Raw genomic sequence first — 16,652 nt, 5'->3', positions numbered from 1 at the left:
GCGCCTGGCCCACCGCATCGCGGCCGCATGCTGTGAACCGCGAACGGATCGTCGGGCTGGATGCGCATGGCGGTTCGCCGACAATATCGGGGAACTATCGGTCGCTGGCGAACGCGTGGGCCTGCGTTCCGGCATGGAGCACCCTGTCGGTGGGCAGCAGCGCGTCCTCGGCGATCATGTCCATTCCGCGCAGCCGGTCGTAGATCGGGCCAAGGTCTGCGTCGCGCGTCTGCCGCAACAGATCGTCGAAACTGTCGATCACGAAATAGCTCTGCTGATAATCGTCGATGCGATAGCGCGTCCGCATCACGCGCTCCAGATCAAAGCCGATCCGGTTGGGCGACGGGTCGTCGAGCGCGAAAAGGCTTTCGCCGTAGGAAGATACGATCCCCGCGCCATAAAGTTTGATGTCCCCGCCGTCGCGGATCAGGCCGAACTCGACCGTGTACCAATAGAGCCGGGCCAGCGCCTCTATCATGCCGAGTTTCGCGGCGCGCAGCCCGCCCATGCCATAGGCCTGCATATAATCGGCGAAGACCGGATGGACGAGCAGCGGCACATGGCCGAACACATCGTGGAAAATGTCCGGTTCCTGCAGATAGTCGAACTGTTCGGGCGTTCGGATGAAGCGGCCCGCGACGAAGCGCCGGTTGGCAAGATGCTCGAAGAATATCGCGTCCGGCACCAGACCCGGCACGGCGACGACCTGCCATCCGGTCGCACGGAACAAGCGCTCGTTCAGTTCGTCGAAGTCGGGGATGCCGGGTTTCGACATGCGCAGCACGTCCAGCCCCTGCATGAAGGCGGGGACGACCCGATCCGGCAACATGCGCGACTGGCGGGCGAACAGCCGGTCCCAGACGGCATGCTCGCCGGCGCTGTAGGATGCCCAGTCCTGCGATATGGTCCAGTCCGGAGCCGCGCCCTCGGGCGGTGCATTATCCTCTGCCATGACCACAGCCTACCATGATTGCGCGGATATCCATCTCAAAGCTTGCGGGAATTGGGCCATCATAGATAAGATGCTTTCACGAACAGATGATCGCTGCGGATATTTCATCATGACACGCACTGGCGCACCACATTTCCACGGAGCAGGGCAGGGGAGATGACCGCGTCCCGCCCCCTCGACGCCATCGACCGCAAGCTGCTCCAGGAACTGCAGCGCGATGCTTCTATCAGCCATGCGGACCTGGCCGAGCGGGTCGGTGCTTCCACCGCCTCCTGCTGGCGGCGGATGCGCGCGCTGGAAGCGGACGGCATATTGGCGCGACCCGTCCGCCTTGTAAATGCGGCGCGCGTCGGCCGGGGCGTCAACGTCATTTGCCACATCAAGATCAAGAATCATCTGGCCGAAACGACGGAGGCGTTCGAAAGCTTCGTCGCCGCGCGCGACGAAATCATCGAATGCTATTCGATGTCCGGGGACTGGGATTATCTGCTGCGCATCCTGGTGGCCGATGTGGAGGATTATACGCGCTTCCTGATGCGCACCGTGCTGCGCCATCCTTCGGTCGCCACCGGATCGTCGCATTTCGCGCTGGCACAGGTCAAATATACGACCGCGGTGCCGATCTGATCGGCCTTTCGATCCCGTCCCATCTGCAAAAGAAGTTGCGGCCCGGCACCGCCGCCATTATCGCCTTGATCGTCCGGCCATCGCTGATGTCCGGGCAAAGATCGCGCCGGTGCCTCGAAAGAGGCTTAAAATGGGAAGGCGGTGTGGGTGGGGCCTTTGGGCTCGCATGCCCAAATCCGCAGCTGTCCCTGCAACTGTAAGCGGCGAGCGCGATGCACAGCGCTTCCTTCGAGCAAGGAAGCAGCCACTGGGCCTGCCGCGTTGCGCGGCTGATCTGGGAAGGCGTGCATCAAGCCATGACCCGCGAGCCAGGAGACCTGCCGGCGTCTGGTCGCTCTTGCCTTTGGCCCAGGGATTGGCCGAGGCACGGTCTGAGTCCGTCTGAGCGACATATGTGATGCGGCTGGGGCCGCGCGGTCACGCGTCCGGGGGCGAGCGCCCGTCTCAGGACGCCTGTCCGGCCATCGTCCATCCCGCGATCGGGACAGGCATGGCACGCCCCGCCCGATAGCTCCGGCGCGGGACAGGATCGGGACGATGCAGCGCAGCGAGGAAGAGCATAAGGCGCGGATGCGCAGCAGGCAGGCGGCCCAGCGGAGGATCGTCGCCAGCCGCACGGCCGAAAAGGGCCTGTTGATCGTCCATACAGGCAAGGGCAAGGGCAAGACCACGGCCGCGCTTGGCATGGTGGTGCGCGCGATCGGCCATGGGCAGAAAGTGGGCGTGATCCAGTTCGTGAAGGGCGCCATGGCGACCGGCGAAAAGGCGGTGTTCGACGCTTTCCCCGATCTGGTGGAATTCAAGCCGATGGGGGAGGGCTTTACCTGGGACACGCAGGACCGCGCACGCGACATCGCAACGACGCGCGCGGCGTGGGAGGAAGTAAAGCGCATGATCGCTGATCCGGCCTATGCCATGGTGGTTGCCGACGAACTGAACATCGTCCTGCGCTACGATTATCTGCCGCTGGCCGAGGTGCTGGATGTGCTGGCGGCAAGGCCGGCGATGAAGCATGTGATCGTCACCGGCCGCAATGCGCCCGACGCACTGTTGGACCTGGCCGACCTCGCCACGGAGATGACGCAGCTCAAACATCCTTTCCGTGACCAGGGCGTCCGGGCGCAGGCCGGAATCGAATTTTGACCGGGCGGACCCTAGCGCGCCATCGCGAGCGCCCGCGCCGCCTTCACATAGGCGGGGCCCCCGCACACCGTCCATGCCTGCGGGATGCTGATCCGCTTGATGCCGGCGAGGGCGGGGTGGTGCAGCATTTCGGTCCCCTGGTCCGCCACCTGATCGGTGGCGCTTTCCATGATCAGATAATCGGGCCGGGCGGCGACCATCTCTTCCAGGCTCATCTGCGACAAGGGCGGCTTGTCGATCTTCGAAGCAAGGTTGGTGAGGCCCACGCGCTGCATCAACTCGTCGATCAACGTGTCCGTGCCGGTCATGTAGCCCCGCCGCTGATAATAAGCAGCGACAAGTCCCGGTCGGGCCCGTCCGATCCGCGCCAGATCCGCGTCCATTCCGGCGATCAGTGCCTCGCCGCGCGCCGGATGGCCCACCGCCCTGGCAACTTGGCGGATCGACGCGACGATGGTCCCATAGGTCTCGGCGGATGTCAGGTCGACGACGGCGTAGCGCGCGGGGTCGAGCGCGGCGGCGGCGGGATGGCGTTGTGGCGACATGCCGACGATCAGGTCCGGGTCGGCCGCCAGCACTTCTTCTGCCGATCCGCCCAGAATCGGAAGCCCCTGTGCCTGACGGGCGGCCGCCGACATTTCGACATCGGTTGCATTATGCGTCAGGCCGGCGATCTGGCTGCGGTCGGCCAGCGCCAGCACCAGCTGGTCGGCGCACAGGTTAAGCGACACGATCCGGCGCGGAACAGCGGCTCTCGCCCGTTCACCATCGACGGGAAGGGTCGCGCCGGTCGCGCCGCCGCACAGCAACAGCATCAGGCTGGCCATGATCTGGCGGGCGGGGACAGGAGGGAAGCGCTTCATGACCCAACGTCCATAACGTCAAGCCCCGACGACACAAGAGACACGGCTCACCCCCATATCGCGAGGCATCGTGCCCAATCCTGACATTCCCCCCTCGCGCCGCCGTGCCTTGATCCCGGTCCTGATCGGCGGGCTGGCGGCGGTCACCGTCGTTTCGCTCGCCTTCGGGCCGGTGGCGCTCGGTCCCGACCGGATCGGCGCGGCTATCTTGGGCCATGGCGACCGGGTCGCCGCCACCATCCTGTTCGACCTGCGTCTGCCGCGCACCATCGTCGGCCTGATCGTGGGCGGTATGCTTGGCCTGGCGGGCGCGGTGCTACAGGGCTATTTGCGCAATCCGCTTGCCGAACCATCCGTTTTGGGCGCGTCCAACGCGGCGGCGCTCGGCGCGGTGGGCGCGATCTATTTCGGCCTCTATGTTGTGCATCCCGTAATGCTCCCGCTGCTGGCGATCCTTGCCGCCCTGCTGGCGCTGATCCTGCTGATCGCGCTCGGAGGCCGGTCGGAAAGCCCGCTCGGCCTCATCCTTGCCGGGATCGCCATCTCGACGCTCGCGGGGGCGGGGATCAGCCTGGCCTTGAACCTGTCGCCCAACCCCTTTGCCGCGATGGAAATCATGGCCTGGTTGCTCGGATCGATCGAGAACCGGTCGATGGAGCATGTCTGGATCGCGCTACCCTGCATCCTGCTGGGCGCGGGGCTGCTGCTGTTCGACGGGCGGGCGCTGGATGCGCTGTCGCTGGGGGAGGACGGCGCTCGCTCCCTCGGCGTCGATCTGCGCCGGACGCGTCTTCGCCTGCTGCTGGGCGTCGCGATCGGGGTGGGAGGCGCAGTCGCCGTGTCGGGCGCGATCGGCTTCGTCGGCCTGATCGTGCCGCACATCGTCCGTCCGCTGACCGATCGCAGCCCGTCCGCCATCCTTCTTCCCTCCCTGCTGGGCGGGGCGGTGTTGCTGACCGCGGCGGACATTCTCGTCCGGCTGGTTCCGACCACCAACGAATTGAAGCTCGGCGTCGTGACGGCTTTCCTGGGCGTACCTGTCTTCCTCCTCCATCTGCTCAGGGAGCGTCGCACATGGTGAGCATCGCCGTTCGCCAGTTATCCGTCGCGCTTGGCCGCCGGCCCATTTTGCATGCCATCGACGCCGATTTCGCGCCTGGCCTGTTCACCGGGATCATCGGCCCCAATGGCGCGGGGAAATCCACGCTGATGCGCGCCATGCTCGGCCTCACCCCCATTGCACAGGGTGAAGTCACCATCGACGGGCAGCGGCTTTCGGAAGTTGCGCCGCGCGACCTTGCGCAGCGGATCGCCTATCTGCCGCAGGGCCAGACGCTGCACTGGCCGCTCAGCGTCGCGCGCGTGGTCGCGCTTGGTCGCCTGCCGCATCTTGCCCCCTTGTCCCGCATCGGAGCGGCCGATCAGGCCGCCATCGGCGAAGCAATGGCCCGCGCCGATGTCCTGCACCTTGCCGATAGGGACGCAACCCGGCTGTCCGGCGGCGAGCGGGCGCGGGTCATGCTCGCTCGCGCGCTTGCTGTCGGGGCGCCGGCGCTCGCGGTCGACGAACCGCTCGCCTCGCTTGATCCGGGGCACCAGATCGACGTCATGGACTTGCTGGGGCAAGAAGCGCGACGGGGATCGACCGTCGCCGCCGTGCTGCACGATCTGACGATGGCGGCGCGCTATTGCGACCGCATCCTGCTCATTGATCGGGGCCTTCTCGTGGCGCAAGGGACGCCTTCGGAGGTGTTGACCGCCGATCGGTTGCGCGCGGTCTATGGCATAGATGCCGTTATCGACCTGTCCGCATCCCGTCCGACGATCATCCCGATCGGCCGCGTAACGAACGATTGACCTTTGTCGGCCGCCTGCTTATCGGCGGCAATGCAACAGGTTCCCCCTGACGGGGGATCAAAAGGGAACGGGAAAAACCCGGCTGCCCCTGCAACTGTAAGCGGAGAGCCATTGGCCAATCGCCATTGGGACGCATGTCCCGAGAAGGCGGCCAACCGGCGCCGACCCGCTAGCCAGGAGACCTGCCTGCTGCAGTCGTCTTTCGCGCGGACAGGGTGTGCCGGGCGGACGGGGGTAAACCCGCATGACGGCAGAACGCTCGGAACCGCATCGCTGCGGGGGAAGCGTCGTGCCTTCGGCCCGGCATGCCCCCGCGCGATGCGGCCCGTCCTGCTTGGGCTGTAAAAAAATGTCGACTTTGACTGCACTTATATTCCTGTTTTCGTCCGCCCCGCTCGCTGATGCCGCCGCCGAACAGACCGCCCCGCCGCCGGACGCCGCGGCGGCGGCCGCCACCGACGAACCAGATCGCCGGGAAATCCTGGTGACCGCCACCCGCCTCGCCCTGCCGCTCGACAAGGTGGCGGCGTCGATCACTGCCCTCGACAAGGCGGCGATCGACCGGATGCAGGACATCGGCGTTACCGAACTGCTGCTGCGCACTCCGGGCGTCAGCATGTCGCGCAACGGCGGCTACGGCACGTCCACCTCGCTGCGCATTCGCGGCGCGGAAAGCGACCAGACAGTGGTCGTCATCGACGGCGTGAAGCTCAACGACCCATCTTCTGCGGGCGGCGGCTATAATTTCGCCAATCTGCTGGTGGGAGACGTCAGCCGCGTCGAAGTGCTGCGCGGGCCGCAGTCGATCCTCTGGGGCAGCCAGGCGATCGGCGGCGTCGTCAATGTCGTCACGCCGCTGCCGACGCAGGCGATGGAAGGCAGCTTCGATATAGAGGCCGGATCGCGCGATACGGTCAGCGCGCGCGCTGCGGTCGGCGGCGTCAATGGTCCGGTGCGCTGGCGCATCGGGGGGCAGAGCTTCACCACCGCGGGCATTTCGGCCGTCGCCCCGGCCTTCGGCGGCCGGGAACGGGACGGCTATCGCAACCGCCAGTTGACCGGCCGCGCCGAAATCGCCCTGGCGGCCAACCTGATCGCTGATCTGCGGGGCTATTATTCCAGCGGGCGCACCGCATTCGACGCCACCAGCGGCGACAACCCCGCCTATGGCACCAATCGCGAGTTCGTCGGCTATGCGGGCTTGCGACTCGACCTGCTCGATGGCCGGTTCCGCAACCGGATCGGCTATGGTTACACCGACACCGACCGGGACAATTTCGACCCCCGCCTCGCCCGGACGAAGACATTCGATTCGGCCGGCCGCAATCAGCGGCTGGAATATCAGGGCAGCTTCGCCATCAGCGATACATGGACCGCCCAGTTCGGGGTGGAAAATGAACGCTCCCGTTTCCGCAGCGTATCGCCGCCAGCCTCGCTCGCCATTCCCATCCCTCCGGTGGCGCGTGGCCGGGCGGAAATCAGCAGCGTCTATGGCCAGTTGTCGGCCGAACCCGTGAGCGGCCTCACCCTCACCGGCGGCGTCCGGCATGACGATCACAACCGTTTCGGTGGCCGGACATTGGGCTCGGCAGGCGCGGTCTTGGCCCTGCCGACCGGCACGGTGTTGCGCGCCAATTATGGCGAGGGTTTCAAGGCACCCACCCTCTACCAGCTTTTTTCCGAATATGGGAACCAGGCGCTGAACCCGGAACGCGCCCATGGCTGGGATGCGGGGGTGGAGCAGCGCTTCCTTGGCGGCCGGGTGCGGCTGGGCGGCGCATGGTTCGAACGCGCCACCCGTGACCAGATCATCTTCAACAGCTGCTCTGCAACATCCAGCCTGCCCCTCTGTTTCCAGCCGGGCAGCACCACCATCCGCCGCAGCGGCTATTATCAGAATGTCGCCCGGACGCAGGCGCACGGGATAGAGGCGCAGGCCAGTGTGGAGCCGACCAAGGGCCTGATCCTCGACGGCAATTATAGTTGGACCGTGGCGGAGGACCGCTCGCCCGGCGCGAATTTCGGCCGGTGGCTGCCCCGCCGGCCGCGCAATCAGGCCAATGCCTCGATCAGCTACGCCTGGCCGTTCGGGCTTACCACCGGGGCTGCCCTGCGCTGGTCGGGCCACAGTTTCGACAATGCCTCGAACGCGCAGCGGCTGGACGGCTACACGCTGGTCGACCTGCGCGCCGAAGTTGCGCTGCACGACAACCTCCGCCTCTACGCGCGGGTCGAGAACCTGTTCGATGAAAGCTACATGACCGCCTATCGCTACGGCGCGTTGGGACGCAGCGTCTATGCCGGTTTGCGCGGCCGGTTCTGATGGGGCCGCTTTTGATGGAGCCGGTCCGATGCTGAAGGCGGTGGAAGGCGGAACCGCCGTCGTCACATGCAGCACCTGCCGCTTTTCGGCGGGCGATCGGGATGACGAACGAGGCGTGCGCGGCGGCGCGCGCCTCGGACAGGCGCTCCGCGCCCTTCAGGCGGCTGACGCGCGCTATGCCGGTATTGCGATCCACGACATGCCGTGCCTGTTCGCCTGTGGGGATCATTGCACTGTCCATCTGCGCGCGCCCGGCAAGGTCAGCTATGTGCTGGGCCGCTTCGCCCCGGACCATGCGGCCGCGCGTGCCATCCTCGACTATGCCGTCCGCTATGCCGACAGCGCCCATGGACAGGTGCCCTACGCCGACTGGCCCGAAGGCGTGAAAGGCCATTTCATCACACGGTCGCCACCGGAAGGATTTGTTGCGATATGATATTCCCAACGCGCGCCCGGTTCGAATCTGCGCTGTCCGCGCTGCCCGGTCCCGACAGGTGCGCGATCCTGGCGGCGCGGGCGCGGCAGGCGCAGTTGACCAAGCCGCCCGGTTCGCTGGCCCGGTTGGAGGAGATCGCGCTGTTCTTTGCCGGCTGGCAGGGCAGGGAAAGGCCGGTGCTCGAACGGGGCAGGGCGTTGATCTTCGCCGGCAACCACGGTGTGGCCGTGCATGGCGTCAGCGCCTTTCCGCCCGAAGTCACCGCGCAAATGGTCGGCAATTTCGCGGCCGGAGGCGCCGCGATCAACGCGCTGGCAGCCCTTGCAGACCTCGAAATCCGCGTGCTGCCGATAGAGCTTGACCGCCCGACGGCTGATTTCACCTGCGCGCCTGCCATGACCGAAGCGGAATGCCTGGCCGCCCTGTCCATTGGCGCGGACGCCGTGGAACCGGGCCTCCATGCCGTCATCCTGGGCGAAATGGGCATCGGCAATTCGACCGCCGCTGCCGCCCTCGCCGCGCGCAGCTTCGGCGGCGCGGCGTCCGACTGGGTGGGACCGGGCACGGGGCTTGATGCCGACGGCGTCGGCCGCAAGATCCGTGTCGTTGCGGACGCGCTCGCCTACCACGCCGATGCGCCGCACAGCCCTTTCGACACATTATGCCGCCTCGGCGGGCGGGAGATCGCCGCCATGGCTGGCGCGGTCCTGCGCGCGCGACAGCTCGGCATTCCGGTCATTCTCGACGGATTCATCAGTTGCGCGGCCATTGCGCCGCTGGCCGCCGCCACCCCCGCCATCGTCGATCATTGCCTGGCGGGCCATTGCTCGGCCGAACCGGGCCATCGCCTCCTGCTCGACCGGCTTGCCCTTGAGCCGCTGCTTCGTCTCGGCATGCGCCTTGGCGAGGGCAGCGGCGCGGCGGTCGCGACCCTGATCGTTCGCGCCGCACTCGCCACCCACGCCCATATGGCGACCTTCGCGGAAGCGGGGGTGTCATCCGGGGCATGAGCGCGCGCCTGCTCCACCTATTGCGTCACGGCGCGCCGCAAAGGCCAGGCCTGCTGCTGGGCCGGACCGATGCGGCATCGACATCGGCGGGGAACGCCGCCTGCCTCGCGCGCGCGCGCGGCCTCGCCCTGGATGCGGTCATGAGTTCCGATCTCAGCCGCGCGCGCGATGCAGCAAAAGCCATTGCGGATCGCGATCGGCTCCCCCTCGCTGTCGATCCCCGGTGGCGAGAGCTGGACTTCGGCGCGTGGGACGGCCTGCACCCGGTCAGCATCGACCCGCCGATGCTCGACCGCTTTTACGAAGACCCGGATGGTTATCCACCGCCGAAGGGCGAACGCTGGTCCGACCTTGTCGATCGTGTCGGCGCGGCCATCGCCGGGCGCCCTGCGGGCGACATTCTCGTCCTCACCCACGGCGGAGCAATGCGGGCGGCGCTCGCGCATCTCTGCGGCTTCGCGCCGGCGCAGCTCTGGTCCTTCGACCTGCCCTATGCGGCTTTGCTAACCCTCCGTATCTGGCCGGAACCCGATGGCGGCGCGCAAATCGTGGGGTTGCGCGCATGAAGGGCCTGATCGTCGCCATTCAGTTCCTGACGCGCCTGCCGACGCCGCGCATCGCCGCGACCGACGCGTCATTCGCCCGGTCGATGCGCTGGTTCCCGGCGGTTGGCCTGATTCTCGGCCTGTTCATCGCTGCGGCCGCGTGGCTTGGCTGCAGGCTCGACAGCTGGACCGGCGCGCTGCTGGCTTTGCTGGCATGGACCCTGCTGACCGGGGCGCTGCATCTTGACGGGCTTGGCGACATTGCCGATGCCGCCGGCGCCGCGCATAAGGGCAAGGATGGCGCGCATCTCCGCGCTGTTCTTGCCGACCCGTACGTTGGCAGTTTCGCCGTCGTCGCCATTGTGACTCAGCTTCTGGCCAAATTGGTCCTCCTCCATGCCCTGCTGGACCGCACCCTCTTCCTGCCCGTCATCCTGATCCCGTTTGCCGCGCGCATCGGCCCGCTCGTCTGGACGCGGACCTTGCCGCCTCTGCATGACGGGCTGGGCTCCCGCTTCAGGCACGTCGTGCGGACGGTGGATCTGCTGGTCTGGAGCCTTTACCTGATCGCTGCGGCCTGCTTCATGCCGGCGCTTCTGGCGACACCATTGCTGCTGCCGCTCTGGGGCCTGTGGCTGCGCCGCTGTATCGGCGGCATTTCGGGTGACGGCCATGGCGCGGGCATCGAACTCATGGAAAGTGGCCTGCTGCTTGCCTCCCTCCTATGGGCGGCGCTTCCATGAGCGATCGCTGGACCTGGCATGGCGGCGACCTCGCCGCTGCGCGCGCTGCTTTTGGCGATCAGGGCGCGCCCTGGATTGACCTGTCGACCGGCATCAATCCCCACCCATGGCCGGTGCCCCCGCTCGCCATCGACTGGTCGCGCCTGCCGGGCGAAGCGGACTTGGATGCTCTCGAAGCCGCCGCTGCTGGTCATTTCGGCGTGGCCCCCGATCATGTCTGTGCGGTGCCGGGAACGGAGATCGGGTTGCGCCTCATGGGTCAGCTTTTTTCGGGACCCGCTTTCCACCTGACGCCGACCTACCGCACGCACGTGGAACTGCTGGGCGGGAGCGCGCCGCTCCTGCTGAAGGACGTTGCAAAGGCCGACGGCGCGACCCTCATCCTTGCAAATCCCAACAATCCCGACGGCCGCGTGCTGGATCGCGCCCGGATGCACGATTTGCTCGATCGGAGGGGCTGCAGCGGCCGGCTGTTGCTCGATGAAGCCTTTGCCGATGCCTCTCCCGGCATCAGCCTGGCGAGCGAGGTCGGCCGGGACGATCGGCTCATCCTCTTCCGGTCCTTCGGCAAATATTTCGGCCTTGCCGGGGTCCGGCTGGGCTTCGTTCTGGCGGCGCCCCATATCCTCTCGCGCCTGCGCCTAAGCCTTGGCGCATGGCCGCTCTGTGCGGCGGCCATCGCGATCGGAACGGCGGCCTATCGCGATCGTGACTGGATTGAAACCACGCGCGACGATCTGGCAATGCGGGCAAGCAGGCTTGACGCCCGCCTTCACGCCACGGGGGTCGCCATGACCGGGGCATGCCCCTTGTTCCGCTTGCTGCAAGTGCCAGACGCCCGCGCGCTGTTCGAACGGCTCGCCCGTCGCCACATCCTGACCCGCCCGTTCGCTGACAATCCCGCATGGCTGCGCATTGGCCTTCCGCCCGACGAAGCCGCGCTGGACCGGGTTATGAAAGCGCTGGCCGATGGCTGAACCCGTGGCGCTCGCCGCCCTTGCCCTGGATGCCGGGATCGGCTGGCCGGACGCGCTCTACCGGCGCTTCGGCCATCCGGTGGGGGCCTTCGCCCGCCTCATCGACGGTTGCGAGCGCCGCTGGAACCACGCGCCCTTGTCGCCCTCTCGGCGCAGGCTGGCGGGGGTTGGGACGCTCGCCCTGCTGCTGCTCCTGTCTGCGGGACCCGCCTCGCTGATCCAGAGCGTGGTGCATGCGCTTGCCGGCCCGCTGGCCTGGCCGTTCCTCGCGCTCTTCGCCTGGCCAGCGCTCGCCCAGCGCAGCCTGCACGCTCATGTTTCCGCCGTAGAACATGCGCTGCGCGCCGGCGATCTGCCGCAGGCGCGCAGAGCCGTGAGCATGATTGTCGGCCGCGACACCGCCACGCTCGATGAAGCGGGCGTCGCGCGCGCCGCGATCGAAAGCCTCTCGGAAAGCTATTGCGACGGCGTCGCCGCGCCTCTCTTCTGGCTGCTGGCCTTGGGCCTGCCCGGCGTCTGGGCATATAAGGCCGTGAATACCGCCGACAGCCTGATCGGCCATCGCGAGGAACGCTGGCGCGCGTTCGGCTGGGCGGCGGCACGGATGGACGACGTGCTGAATTTCCTTCCCGCGCGGATCGGCGGCGCGCTGATCTGCGTCGCCGGAGGCGGCGGCTGGCGCGTTATGGCGCGCGACGCCCGCCTCCACGCCTCGCCCAATGCCGGCTGGGCCGAAGCGGCGATGGCGGGCGCACTCGGCCTTCGCCTTGCCGGCCCGATCGCCTATGACGGGGTCATGCAGGACAAGCCATGGATCGGCGGAGGGAGGGCAGCGGCGGGGCCGGACGACATCCGCCGGGCGCTGCACATCTATCACCGAGCCTGCCTCCTCCTCTGGCTCGTCGCGGGGGGCGTCGCGTGGGCGCTCTGATGCTGCAGGGCACCGGATCGGACGTCGGCAAGTCCGTGCTGGTCGCCGGCCTCTGCCGCGCGCTTTCCAACCGGGGCTTGCGCGTCCTGCCCTTCAAGCCGCAGAACATGTCCAACAATGCAGCCGTTACCGTCGATGGCGGGGAGATCGGCCGTGCGCAGGCGCTTCAGGCGCTCGCCTGCCGGGTCGATCCACACAGCGACATGAACCCCGTGCTGCTGAAGCCCCAGGCCGACCACACGTCCCAACTCATCGTTCATGGGCAGGTGCGCGGGACGCTTGGCACCGGCAATTTCCGGCGGGCGCGCGCGCCGCTGCTTCCCGACGTGCTCGCCAGCTATCGCCGTCTGCGCGCCGCCTGCGATATCGTCGTGGTGGAAGGGGCGGGGTCGCCCGCGGAAATCAACCTGCGCGCCGGCGACATCGCCAACATGGGCTTCGCGCGCGCGGCCGGCGTGCCGGTGGTGCTGGTGGGCGACATCGACCGGGGCGGCGTGATCGCAGCCGTCGTTGGCACGCGAACCGTCATCGACCCGCAGGACGCGGCAATGATCCGAGGCTTCATCATCAACAAGTTTCGTGGCGACCCCGCGCTTTTCAGCGACGGCTATGCGCAGACGGAGTCATTGTCCGGCTGGCGCGGCTTCGGCATCGTCCCCTGGCTCCCTGCCGCGGCGCGGCTGCCAAGCGAAGATGCGGTGATACTCGAACGTGGCCAACCCATATCGGGTCACGCCCGGTTGATCGCCTGTCCCATCCTGCCGCACATTTCCAATTTCGACGACCTGGACCCGCTCAAGCTGGAACCGGCCGTGCGTCTTTTGATGGTCCCGCCAGGCCAGGCGATCCCGGCCGACGCCGCGCTCATCATCCTGCCGGGATCGAAAGCGACGATCGGCGACCTCCACGCCCTGCGCCGGGAAGGATGGGACATCGACATCCTCGCCCATCACCGGCGCGGCGGCGCGATCCTTGGGCTTTGCGGCGGCTATCAGATGCTGGGGCGGACGGTGGGGGATCCGCTGGGCCTGGAAGGTCCGCCTGCTTCTGTCGCTGGCCTTGGCCTCCTCAACATCGAAACCCGGCTGTCGCCCGCCAAGACGCTCAAGCGGGTCGCCGGCACTGCGCTCGGCGCGGACTTCACCGGCTATGAAATGCACATGGGCGAAACATCGGGGACGGACGCCGAATGTCCCTTTGCTTCGCTCGCCGACGGTCGGCCGGACGGCGCCGTCAGCCCGTGCGGTCGCGTCATGGGCAGCTATGTCCACGGCCTTCTCGCCAGCGCCGGCATGCGTCGCGCGCTGCTGGAACGATTGGGGGCGACCAGCAGCGGTGCCGACTATGACGTCAGCGTCGACCACGCGCTGGACGCCATCGCCGCCGAGCTTGAGGACCATCTCGACATCGATGCGCTGATGGCCATGGCGCAGGACGCGTCATGACCGGCCTGCTTCTCGTGCTGGGCGGCGCGCGCTCGGGCAAGAGCCGCCACGCGCAGGCGCGTGCCGAGGCGACCGGTCTTGATCGTCTCTTCGTTGCGACGGCGCAGGCCTTTGATGATGAAATGCGCGACCGGATCGACCGCCATCGACAGGAGCGGAGCGAGAGCTGGCGCACGGTGGAAGCGCCCGTCGACATCGCCGCCGCACTGGATGCGCATGCCGCGCCTGACAGGGTCATCCTGGTCGATTGCCTGACGCTCTGGACCACCAACCTGATCCTGGGCGACCATGACGTCACTCGTGCCACCGACGCGCTGGTTTCCGCGCTCGCTCGCGCGGCTGGCCCTGTCATCCTCGTCGCCAATGAAGTGGGTCTGGGGATCGTGCCCGACAATGCGCTCGCCCGCCGGTTCCGCGATGCAGCCGGCCTGGTCAATCAGCATGTGGCCGCTGCCTGCGCGGAGGTTCAGTTCCTCGCCGCCGGCCTGCCGCTCACGCTCAAGCAGCAAGGCTAGAGCATGATCCGTTCATGCTGAATCGCATCATGCTCTAATTATCTTTTGTTTTCCGGATTTTCCCAGGCAGCGGGCGATGCCGTCCGCTGCGAAAATGCTCTAGTCGGTCAGGGCCGCGCCTGATCCAGTATCTCGACCGCGCGCGGCTTCAGCCGGTCCACCGCCGCCGCATGGATGCCCGGCGCGGCGCAGAGCAGTCCGAAGGCGGTGGGCTGCGGCCGGTTGAAGCGAAGCGGCGCGCCCAGCGCGTCCGTCACGACCGCGCCCGCTTCGGCGCAGATCAGCGCCGACGCCGCGACGTCCCATTCATTGCCCCATCGCACCGTCGCCACCAGATCGGCCTCGTCGGCGGCAACCATCGCCATGCGCAGGGCAATGCTGTTGGGCTTGGCTACTGCCACCAGGTCGCGATCGTGACGCGGCAACTGGTCCGCCGGCACCCGTGCGCCCTGCAGTCGGGTGCGTTCTCCGGCGCGCAGCAAAGCGCCGTTGCGCGTCGCGCCCTTGCCCGCCTGTGCAATCCATGTTTCGTTGCGCGCCGGCGAGGCCAGCACACCCAGCCGCACCGCGCCATCCTCCACCAGCGCTACCGACACCGCCCATCCCGGCCGGCCACGCAGATAATCGCGGGTTCCGTCGATCGGATCGACCACCCACACGCGCGATACGCCCAGCCGGTGCACCGTGTCGGCGGTCTCCTCCGACAGCCAGCCCGCGCCCGGATCGATCGCCGCCAGCCGTTCGCGCAGCATGGCGTCCACGGCAAGGTCGGCCTCGCAGACCGGATGGCCCGGCACTTTCTCCCATTGCCGCACACGGGTTTCGCCCCCCGCCCACAGCGTCAGCGCATGGTCGGCGGCGTCGGCAGCGGCGGACACTACCGCGCGCAGGAAGGGATCATCCCCCGGCAACGGTCATCCCGTCGATACGCAGCGTCGGCACGTTCATCGCATATCGGAACTGCAGGTCACTGGCGGGCGTCAGCGCCCGGAACATGTCCTTGAGATTACCGGCAATGGTGATTTCGGACACCGCATGCGTCACCGCGCCATTCTCGATCAGGAAGCCCGCCGCACCCCGGCTATAGTCACCAGTGACGCCATTCACGCCCATGCCGATCAGTTCGGTGACGTACAGGCCGCGCTTCACATCGGCCATCAGGTCGCCCGGCGATGCGGTGCCTGGCTCCATATGAACGTTGGTGACGCTGGCACCGGGCGCGCCGCTGCCGCCGCGGCTGGCGTGGCCGGTGGGCTCGAGCCCCAGCTGGCGTGCCGACGCGCTGTCCATCAGCCATCCGGTCAGGACGCCCCGGTCGATCAGCGCGCGCCGTTCCACCGGCAGCCCCTCGCCATCGAACGGGCGTGAACGCAACCCCCTATGCAACAGCGGATCGTCGATGATGGTGACCCCGGCGTCGAAGATCGCCTGGCCCAGCATGTCGAGCAGGAAGCTGGAGCGGCGGGCGATGGCCGGACCGACGATACCGCCGATCAGATGGCCGACCAGGCTGGACCCGATGCGCGGTTCGAAGATCACCGGCATGACGCCGCTTTCCACCTTCACCGGATTGAGCCGCGCCACCGCCCGTTGCCCGGCGCGGGTGCCGATGGTTTCGGCATCGTCCAGATCCTCAAGGTGGCGGACATTGTGGCTGGCATGGTCGCGCTGCATGTCCGATCCCGCGCCCGCCAGCACGCTCGCCCAGGTCGAATGGCTGGTTCCCGCATAGGCGCCTGCGAAGCCATGGCTGGTGGCCAGCGCCACCTGGCTGCGTCCGCTCGAAGCGCCGCCGCCTTCGCTGTTGGTGACGCCGGGAACGGACCGGGCCGCATCCTCGGCCAGCAAGGCCCTTTCGCGCAACGCCGCAGGCTCGGGTTCCTCCTCGTCCGCCAGGTCGAGCGAGGGCGGGCGCTTGCGCAGCAGCCGGTCTTCCGGGGCGAGCCCGGCATAGGGGTCTTCGGGCGCTTCGCGCGCCATCGCGATGCACCGTTCCACCAGCGTCCCCAGCGTCGCCGGGTTCATGTCCGACGCGGAAATGCTGGCCGACCGCTGGCCGATGAAGACGCGCAGGCCGATTTCCTCGCCTTCGGACCGCTCGACATCCTCCAGCGCGCCCAACCGCACCGAAACGTTGGTCGACGCGTTGCAGGCATAGATGGCGTCGGCTGCGTCCGCGCCGGCCTTGCGCGCGGCGCTTACCAGATCCTGCGCGCGCGACTGGGCTTCGTCTAGGCTGAGCATCGGGGGAAAATGGTCCTTGTCTGGGCTAGAGGGCAGGGGGC

Annotated in this window: 17 protein-coding genes and 2 riboswitches; of the genes, 13 read left to right on the top strand and 4 right to left on the bottom strand. The window is 67.6% G+C overall.

What is annotated here, in order from left to right; genetic code table 11:
* Positions 1-94: 94 nt before the first annotated feature.
* Positions 95-952 (bottom strand): phenylalanine 4-monooxygenase, encoded by an 858-nt coding sequence (gene phhA / locus AX724_RS16730; RefSeq protein WP_066768433.1) that lies wholly within the window; start codon positions 950-952, stop codon positions 95-97.
* Between the two features lie 156 nt (positions 953-1,108).
* Between phhA and AX724_RS16725 the strand changes: the two genes are divergently transcribed.
* Together AX724_RS16725 and cobO are read left to right on the top strand one after the other, a co-directional pair.
* Entirely contained in the window at positions 1,109-1,579 is a 471-nt protein-coding gene (locus AX724_RS16725) for an Lrp/AsnC family transcriptional regulator (protein WP_066768431.1), read from the top strand.
* Positions 1,580-1,669: 90 nt separating this feature from the next.
* Positions 1,670-1,918: riboswitch (cobalamin riboswitch) on the top strand.
* A gap of 198 nt (positions 1,919-2,116) precedes the next feature.
* Positions 2,117-2,722: a cob(I)yrinic acid a,c-diamide adenosyltransferase gene (gene cobO / locus AX724_RS16720; protein WP_066768429.1), complete on the top strand. Its 606-nt coding sequence runs from the start codon at positions 2,117-2,119 to the stop codon at positions 2,720-2,722.
* An 11-nt stretch (positions 2,723-2,733) separates the two neighbouring features.
* Here cobO and AX724_RS16715 read toward each other — a convergent pair whose 3' ends face one another.
* Positions 2,734-3,585 (bottom strand): ABC transporter substrate-binding protein, encoded by an 852-nt coding sequence (locus AX724_RS16715; protein ID WP_066768427.1) that lies wholly within the window; start codon positions 3,583-3,585, stop codon positions 2,734-2,736.
* 85 nt (positions 3,586-3,670) lie between these two features.
* Between AX724_RS16715 and AX724_RS16710 the strand changes: the two genes are divergently transcribed.
* The 11 genes from AX724_RS16710 to cobU all read left to right on the top strand — a co-directional run bounded on the left by AX724_RS16710 (position 3,671) and on the right by cobU (position 14,367).
* A complete protein-coding gene (locus AX724_RS16710; RefSeq protein WP_066768494.1) occupies positions 3,671-4,666 on the top strand; it encodes an iron ABC transporter permease in 996 nt (331 codons plus the stop codon).
* Positions 4,660-5,442, top strand: coding sequence for an ABC transporter ATP-binding protein (locus tag AX724_RS16705; RefSeq protein WP_066768424.1), 783 nt, complete (start codon positions 4,660-4,662; stop codon positions 5,440-5,442). The genes AX724_RS16710 and AX724_RS16705 overlap by 7 nt, the downstream gene beginning before the upstream one ends.
* Before the next feature lie 20 nt (positions 5,443-5,462).
* Positions 5,463-5,646, top strand: a riboswitch (cobalamin riboswitch).
* 145 nt (positions 5,647-5,791) lie between these two features.
* On the top strand, positions 5,792-7,765 hold the full coding sequence (locus AX724_RS16700; protein ID WP_066768421.1) for a TonB-dependent receptor domain-containing protein: 1,974 nt from the start codon (positions 5,792-5,794) through the stop codon (positions 7,763-7,765).
* Between the two features lie 28 nt (positions 7,766-7,793).
* A complete protein-coding gene (locus AX724_RS16695; RefSeq protein WP_066768418.1) occupies positions 7,794-8,201 on the top strand; it encodes a DUF1636 domain-containing protein in 408 nt (135 codons plus the stop codon).
* The gene (cobT, locus tag AX724_RS16690; RefSeq protein ID WP_066768416.1) at positions 8,198-9,211 is read left to right on the top strand and encodes a nicotinate-nucleotide--dimethylbenzimidazole phosphoribosyltransferase; all 1,014 of its coding nucleotides are present in this window, start codon (positions 8,198-8,200) and stop codon (positions 9,209-9,211) included. The genes AX724_RS16695 and cobT overlap by 4 nt, the downstream gene beginning before the upstream one ends.
* Positions 9,208-9,777, top strand: coding sequence for a histidine phosphatase family protein (locus AX724_RS16685; protein WP_066768413.1), 570 nt, complete (start codon positions 9,208-9,210; stop codon positions 9,775-9,777). The genes cobT and AX724_RS16685 overlap by 4 nt, the downstream gene beginning before the upstream one ends.
* Positions 9,774-10,499: an adenosylcobinamide-GDP ribazoletransferase gene (locus AX724_RS16680; RefSeq protein WP_066768411.1), complete on the top strand. Its 726-nt coding sequence runs from the start codon at positions 9,774-9,776 to the stop codon at positions 10,497-10,499. Before AX724_RS16685 ends, AX724_RS16680 begins: the two co-directional genes overlap by 4 nt.
* Complete coding sequence (locus AX724_RS16675) at positions 10,496-11,476, top strand: aminotransferase class I/II-fold pyridoxal phosphate-dependent enzyme (protein ID WP_066768490.1); 981 nt, start codon at positions 10,496-10,498, stop codon at positions 11,474-11,476. The genes AX724_RS16680 and AX724_RS16675 overlap by 4 nt, the downstream gene beginning before the upstream one ends.
* A complete protein-coding gene (gene cbiB, locus AX724_RS16670) occupies positions 11,469-12,407 on the top strand; it encodes an adenosylcobinamide-phosphate synthase CbiB (RefSeq protein WP_066768410.1) in 939 nt (312 codons plus the stop codon). The genes AX724_RS16675 and cbiB overlap by 8 nt, the downstream gene beginning before the upstream one ends.
* Positions 12,395-13,852: a cobyric acid synthase gene (locus tag AX724_RS16665; RefSeq protein ID WP_066768408.1), complete on the top strand. Its 1,458-nt coding sequence runs from the start codon at positions 12,395-12,397 to the stop codon at positions 13,850-13,852. The genes cbiB and AX724_RS16665 overlap by 13 nt, the downstream gene beginning before the upstream one ends.
* Positions 13,849-14,367 carry a bifunctional adenosylcobinamide kinase/adenosylcobinamide-phosphate guanylyltransferase gene (gene cobU / locus AX724_RS16660; protein ID WP_066768400.1) on the top strand — a complete coding sequence of 173 codons (519 nt, stop codon included), beginning with the start codon at positions 13,849-13,851 and terminating at the stop codon, positions 14,365-14,367. Before AX724_RS16665 ends, cobU begins: the two co-directional genes overlap by 4 nt.
* A gap of 107 nt (positions 14,368-14,474) precedes the next feature.
* On the opposite strand, the gene AX724_RS16655 is transcribed toward cobU, so the two are convergent.
* Both AX724_RS16655 and AX724_RS16650 read right to left on the bottom strand, forming a co-directional pair.
* Positions 14,475-15,278 (bottom strand): inositol monophosphatase family protein, encoded by an 804-nt coding sequence (locus tag AX724_RS16655; RefSeq protein ID WP_066768398.1) that lies wholly within the window; start codon positions 15,276-15,278, stop codon positions 14,475-14,477.
* Complete coding sequence (locus AX724_RS16650) at positions 15,265-16,611, bottom strand: TldD/PmbA family protein (RefSeq protein WP_066768396.1); 1,347 nt, start codon at positions 16,609-16,611, stop codon at positions 15,265-15,267. The genes AX724_RS16655 and AX724_RS16650 overlap by 14 nt, the downstream gene beginning before the upstream one ends.
* Positions 16,612-16,652: the final 41 nt, after the last annotated feature.

The sequence above is a fragment of the Sphingobium sp. CCH11-B1 genome, assembly GCF_001556865.1.
In the GTDB taxonomy this organism is placed as follows: Bacteria; Pseudomonadota; Alphaproteobacteria; order Sphingomonadales; family Sphingomonadaceae; genus Sphingobium.
The sequence above is the reverse complement of the archived record's forward strand: the minus strand, read 5'-3'. Positions and strand labels throughout refer to the sequence as shown.

Excerpts from the sequence above, each read along its gene's own strand:
- phhA (WP_066768433.1), bottom strand. The coding sequence starts at position 952 with ATGGCAGAGGATAATGCACCGCCCGAGGGCGCGGCTCCGGACTGGACC.
- AX724_RS16725 (WP_066768431.1), top strand. The coding sequence starts at position 1,109 with ATGACCGCGTCCCGCCCCCTCGACGCCATCGACCGCAAGCTGCTCCAG.
- cobO (WP_066768429.1), top strand. The coding sequence starts at position 2,117 with ATGCAGCGCAGCGAGGAAGAGCATAAGGCGCGGATGCGCAGCAGGCAG.
- AX724_RS16715 (WP_066768427.1), bottom strand. The coding sequence starts at position 3,585 with ATGAAGCGCTTCCCTCCTGTCCCCGCCCGCCAGATCATGGCCAGCCTG.
- AX724_RS16705 (WP_066768424.1), top strand. The coding sequence starts at position 4,660 with ATGGTGAGCATCGCCGTTCGCCAGTTATCCGTCGCGCTTGGCCGCCGG.
- AX724_RS16700 (WP_066768421.1), top strand. The coding sequence starts at position 5,792 with ATGTCGACTTTGACTGCACTTATATTCCTGTTTTCGTCCGCCCCGCTC.
- AX724_RS16695 (WP_066768418.1), top strand. The coding sequence starts at position 7,794 with ATGCTGAAGGCGGTGGAAGGCGGAACCGCCGTCGTCACATGCAGCACC.
- cobT (WP_066768416.1), top strand. The coding sequence starts at position 8,198 with ATGATATTCCCAACGCGCGCCCGGTTCGAATCTGCGCTGTCCGCGCTG.
- AX724_RS16685 (WP_066768413.1), top strand. The coding sequence starts at position 9,208 with ATGAGCGCGCGCCTGCTCCACCTATTGCGTCACGGCGCGCCGCAAAGG.
- AX724_RS16680 (WP_066768411.1), top strand. The coding sequence starts at position 9,774 with ATGAAGGGCCTGATCGTCGCCATTCAGTTCCTGACGCGCCTGCCGACG.
- AX724_RS16675 (WP_066768490.1), top strand. The coding sequence starts at position 10,496 with ATGAGCGATCGCTGGACCTGGCATGGCGGCGACCTCGCCGCTGCGCGC.
- cbiB (WP_066768410.1), top strand. The coding sequence starts at position 11,469 with ATGGCTGAACCCGTGGCGCTCGCCGCCCTTGCCCTGGATGCCGGGATC.
- cobU (WP_066768400.1), top strand. The coding sequence starts at position 13,849 with ATGACCGGCCTGCTTCTCGTGCTGGGCGGCGCGCGCTCGGGCAAGAGC.
- AX724_RS16650 (WP_066768396.1), bottom strand. The coding sequence starts at position 16,611 with ATGCTCAGCCTAGACGAAGCCCAGTCGCGCGCGCAGGATCTGGTAAGC.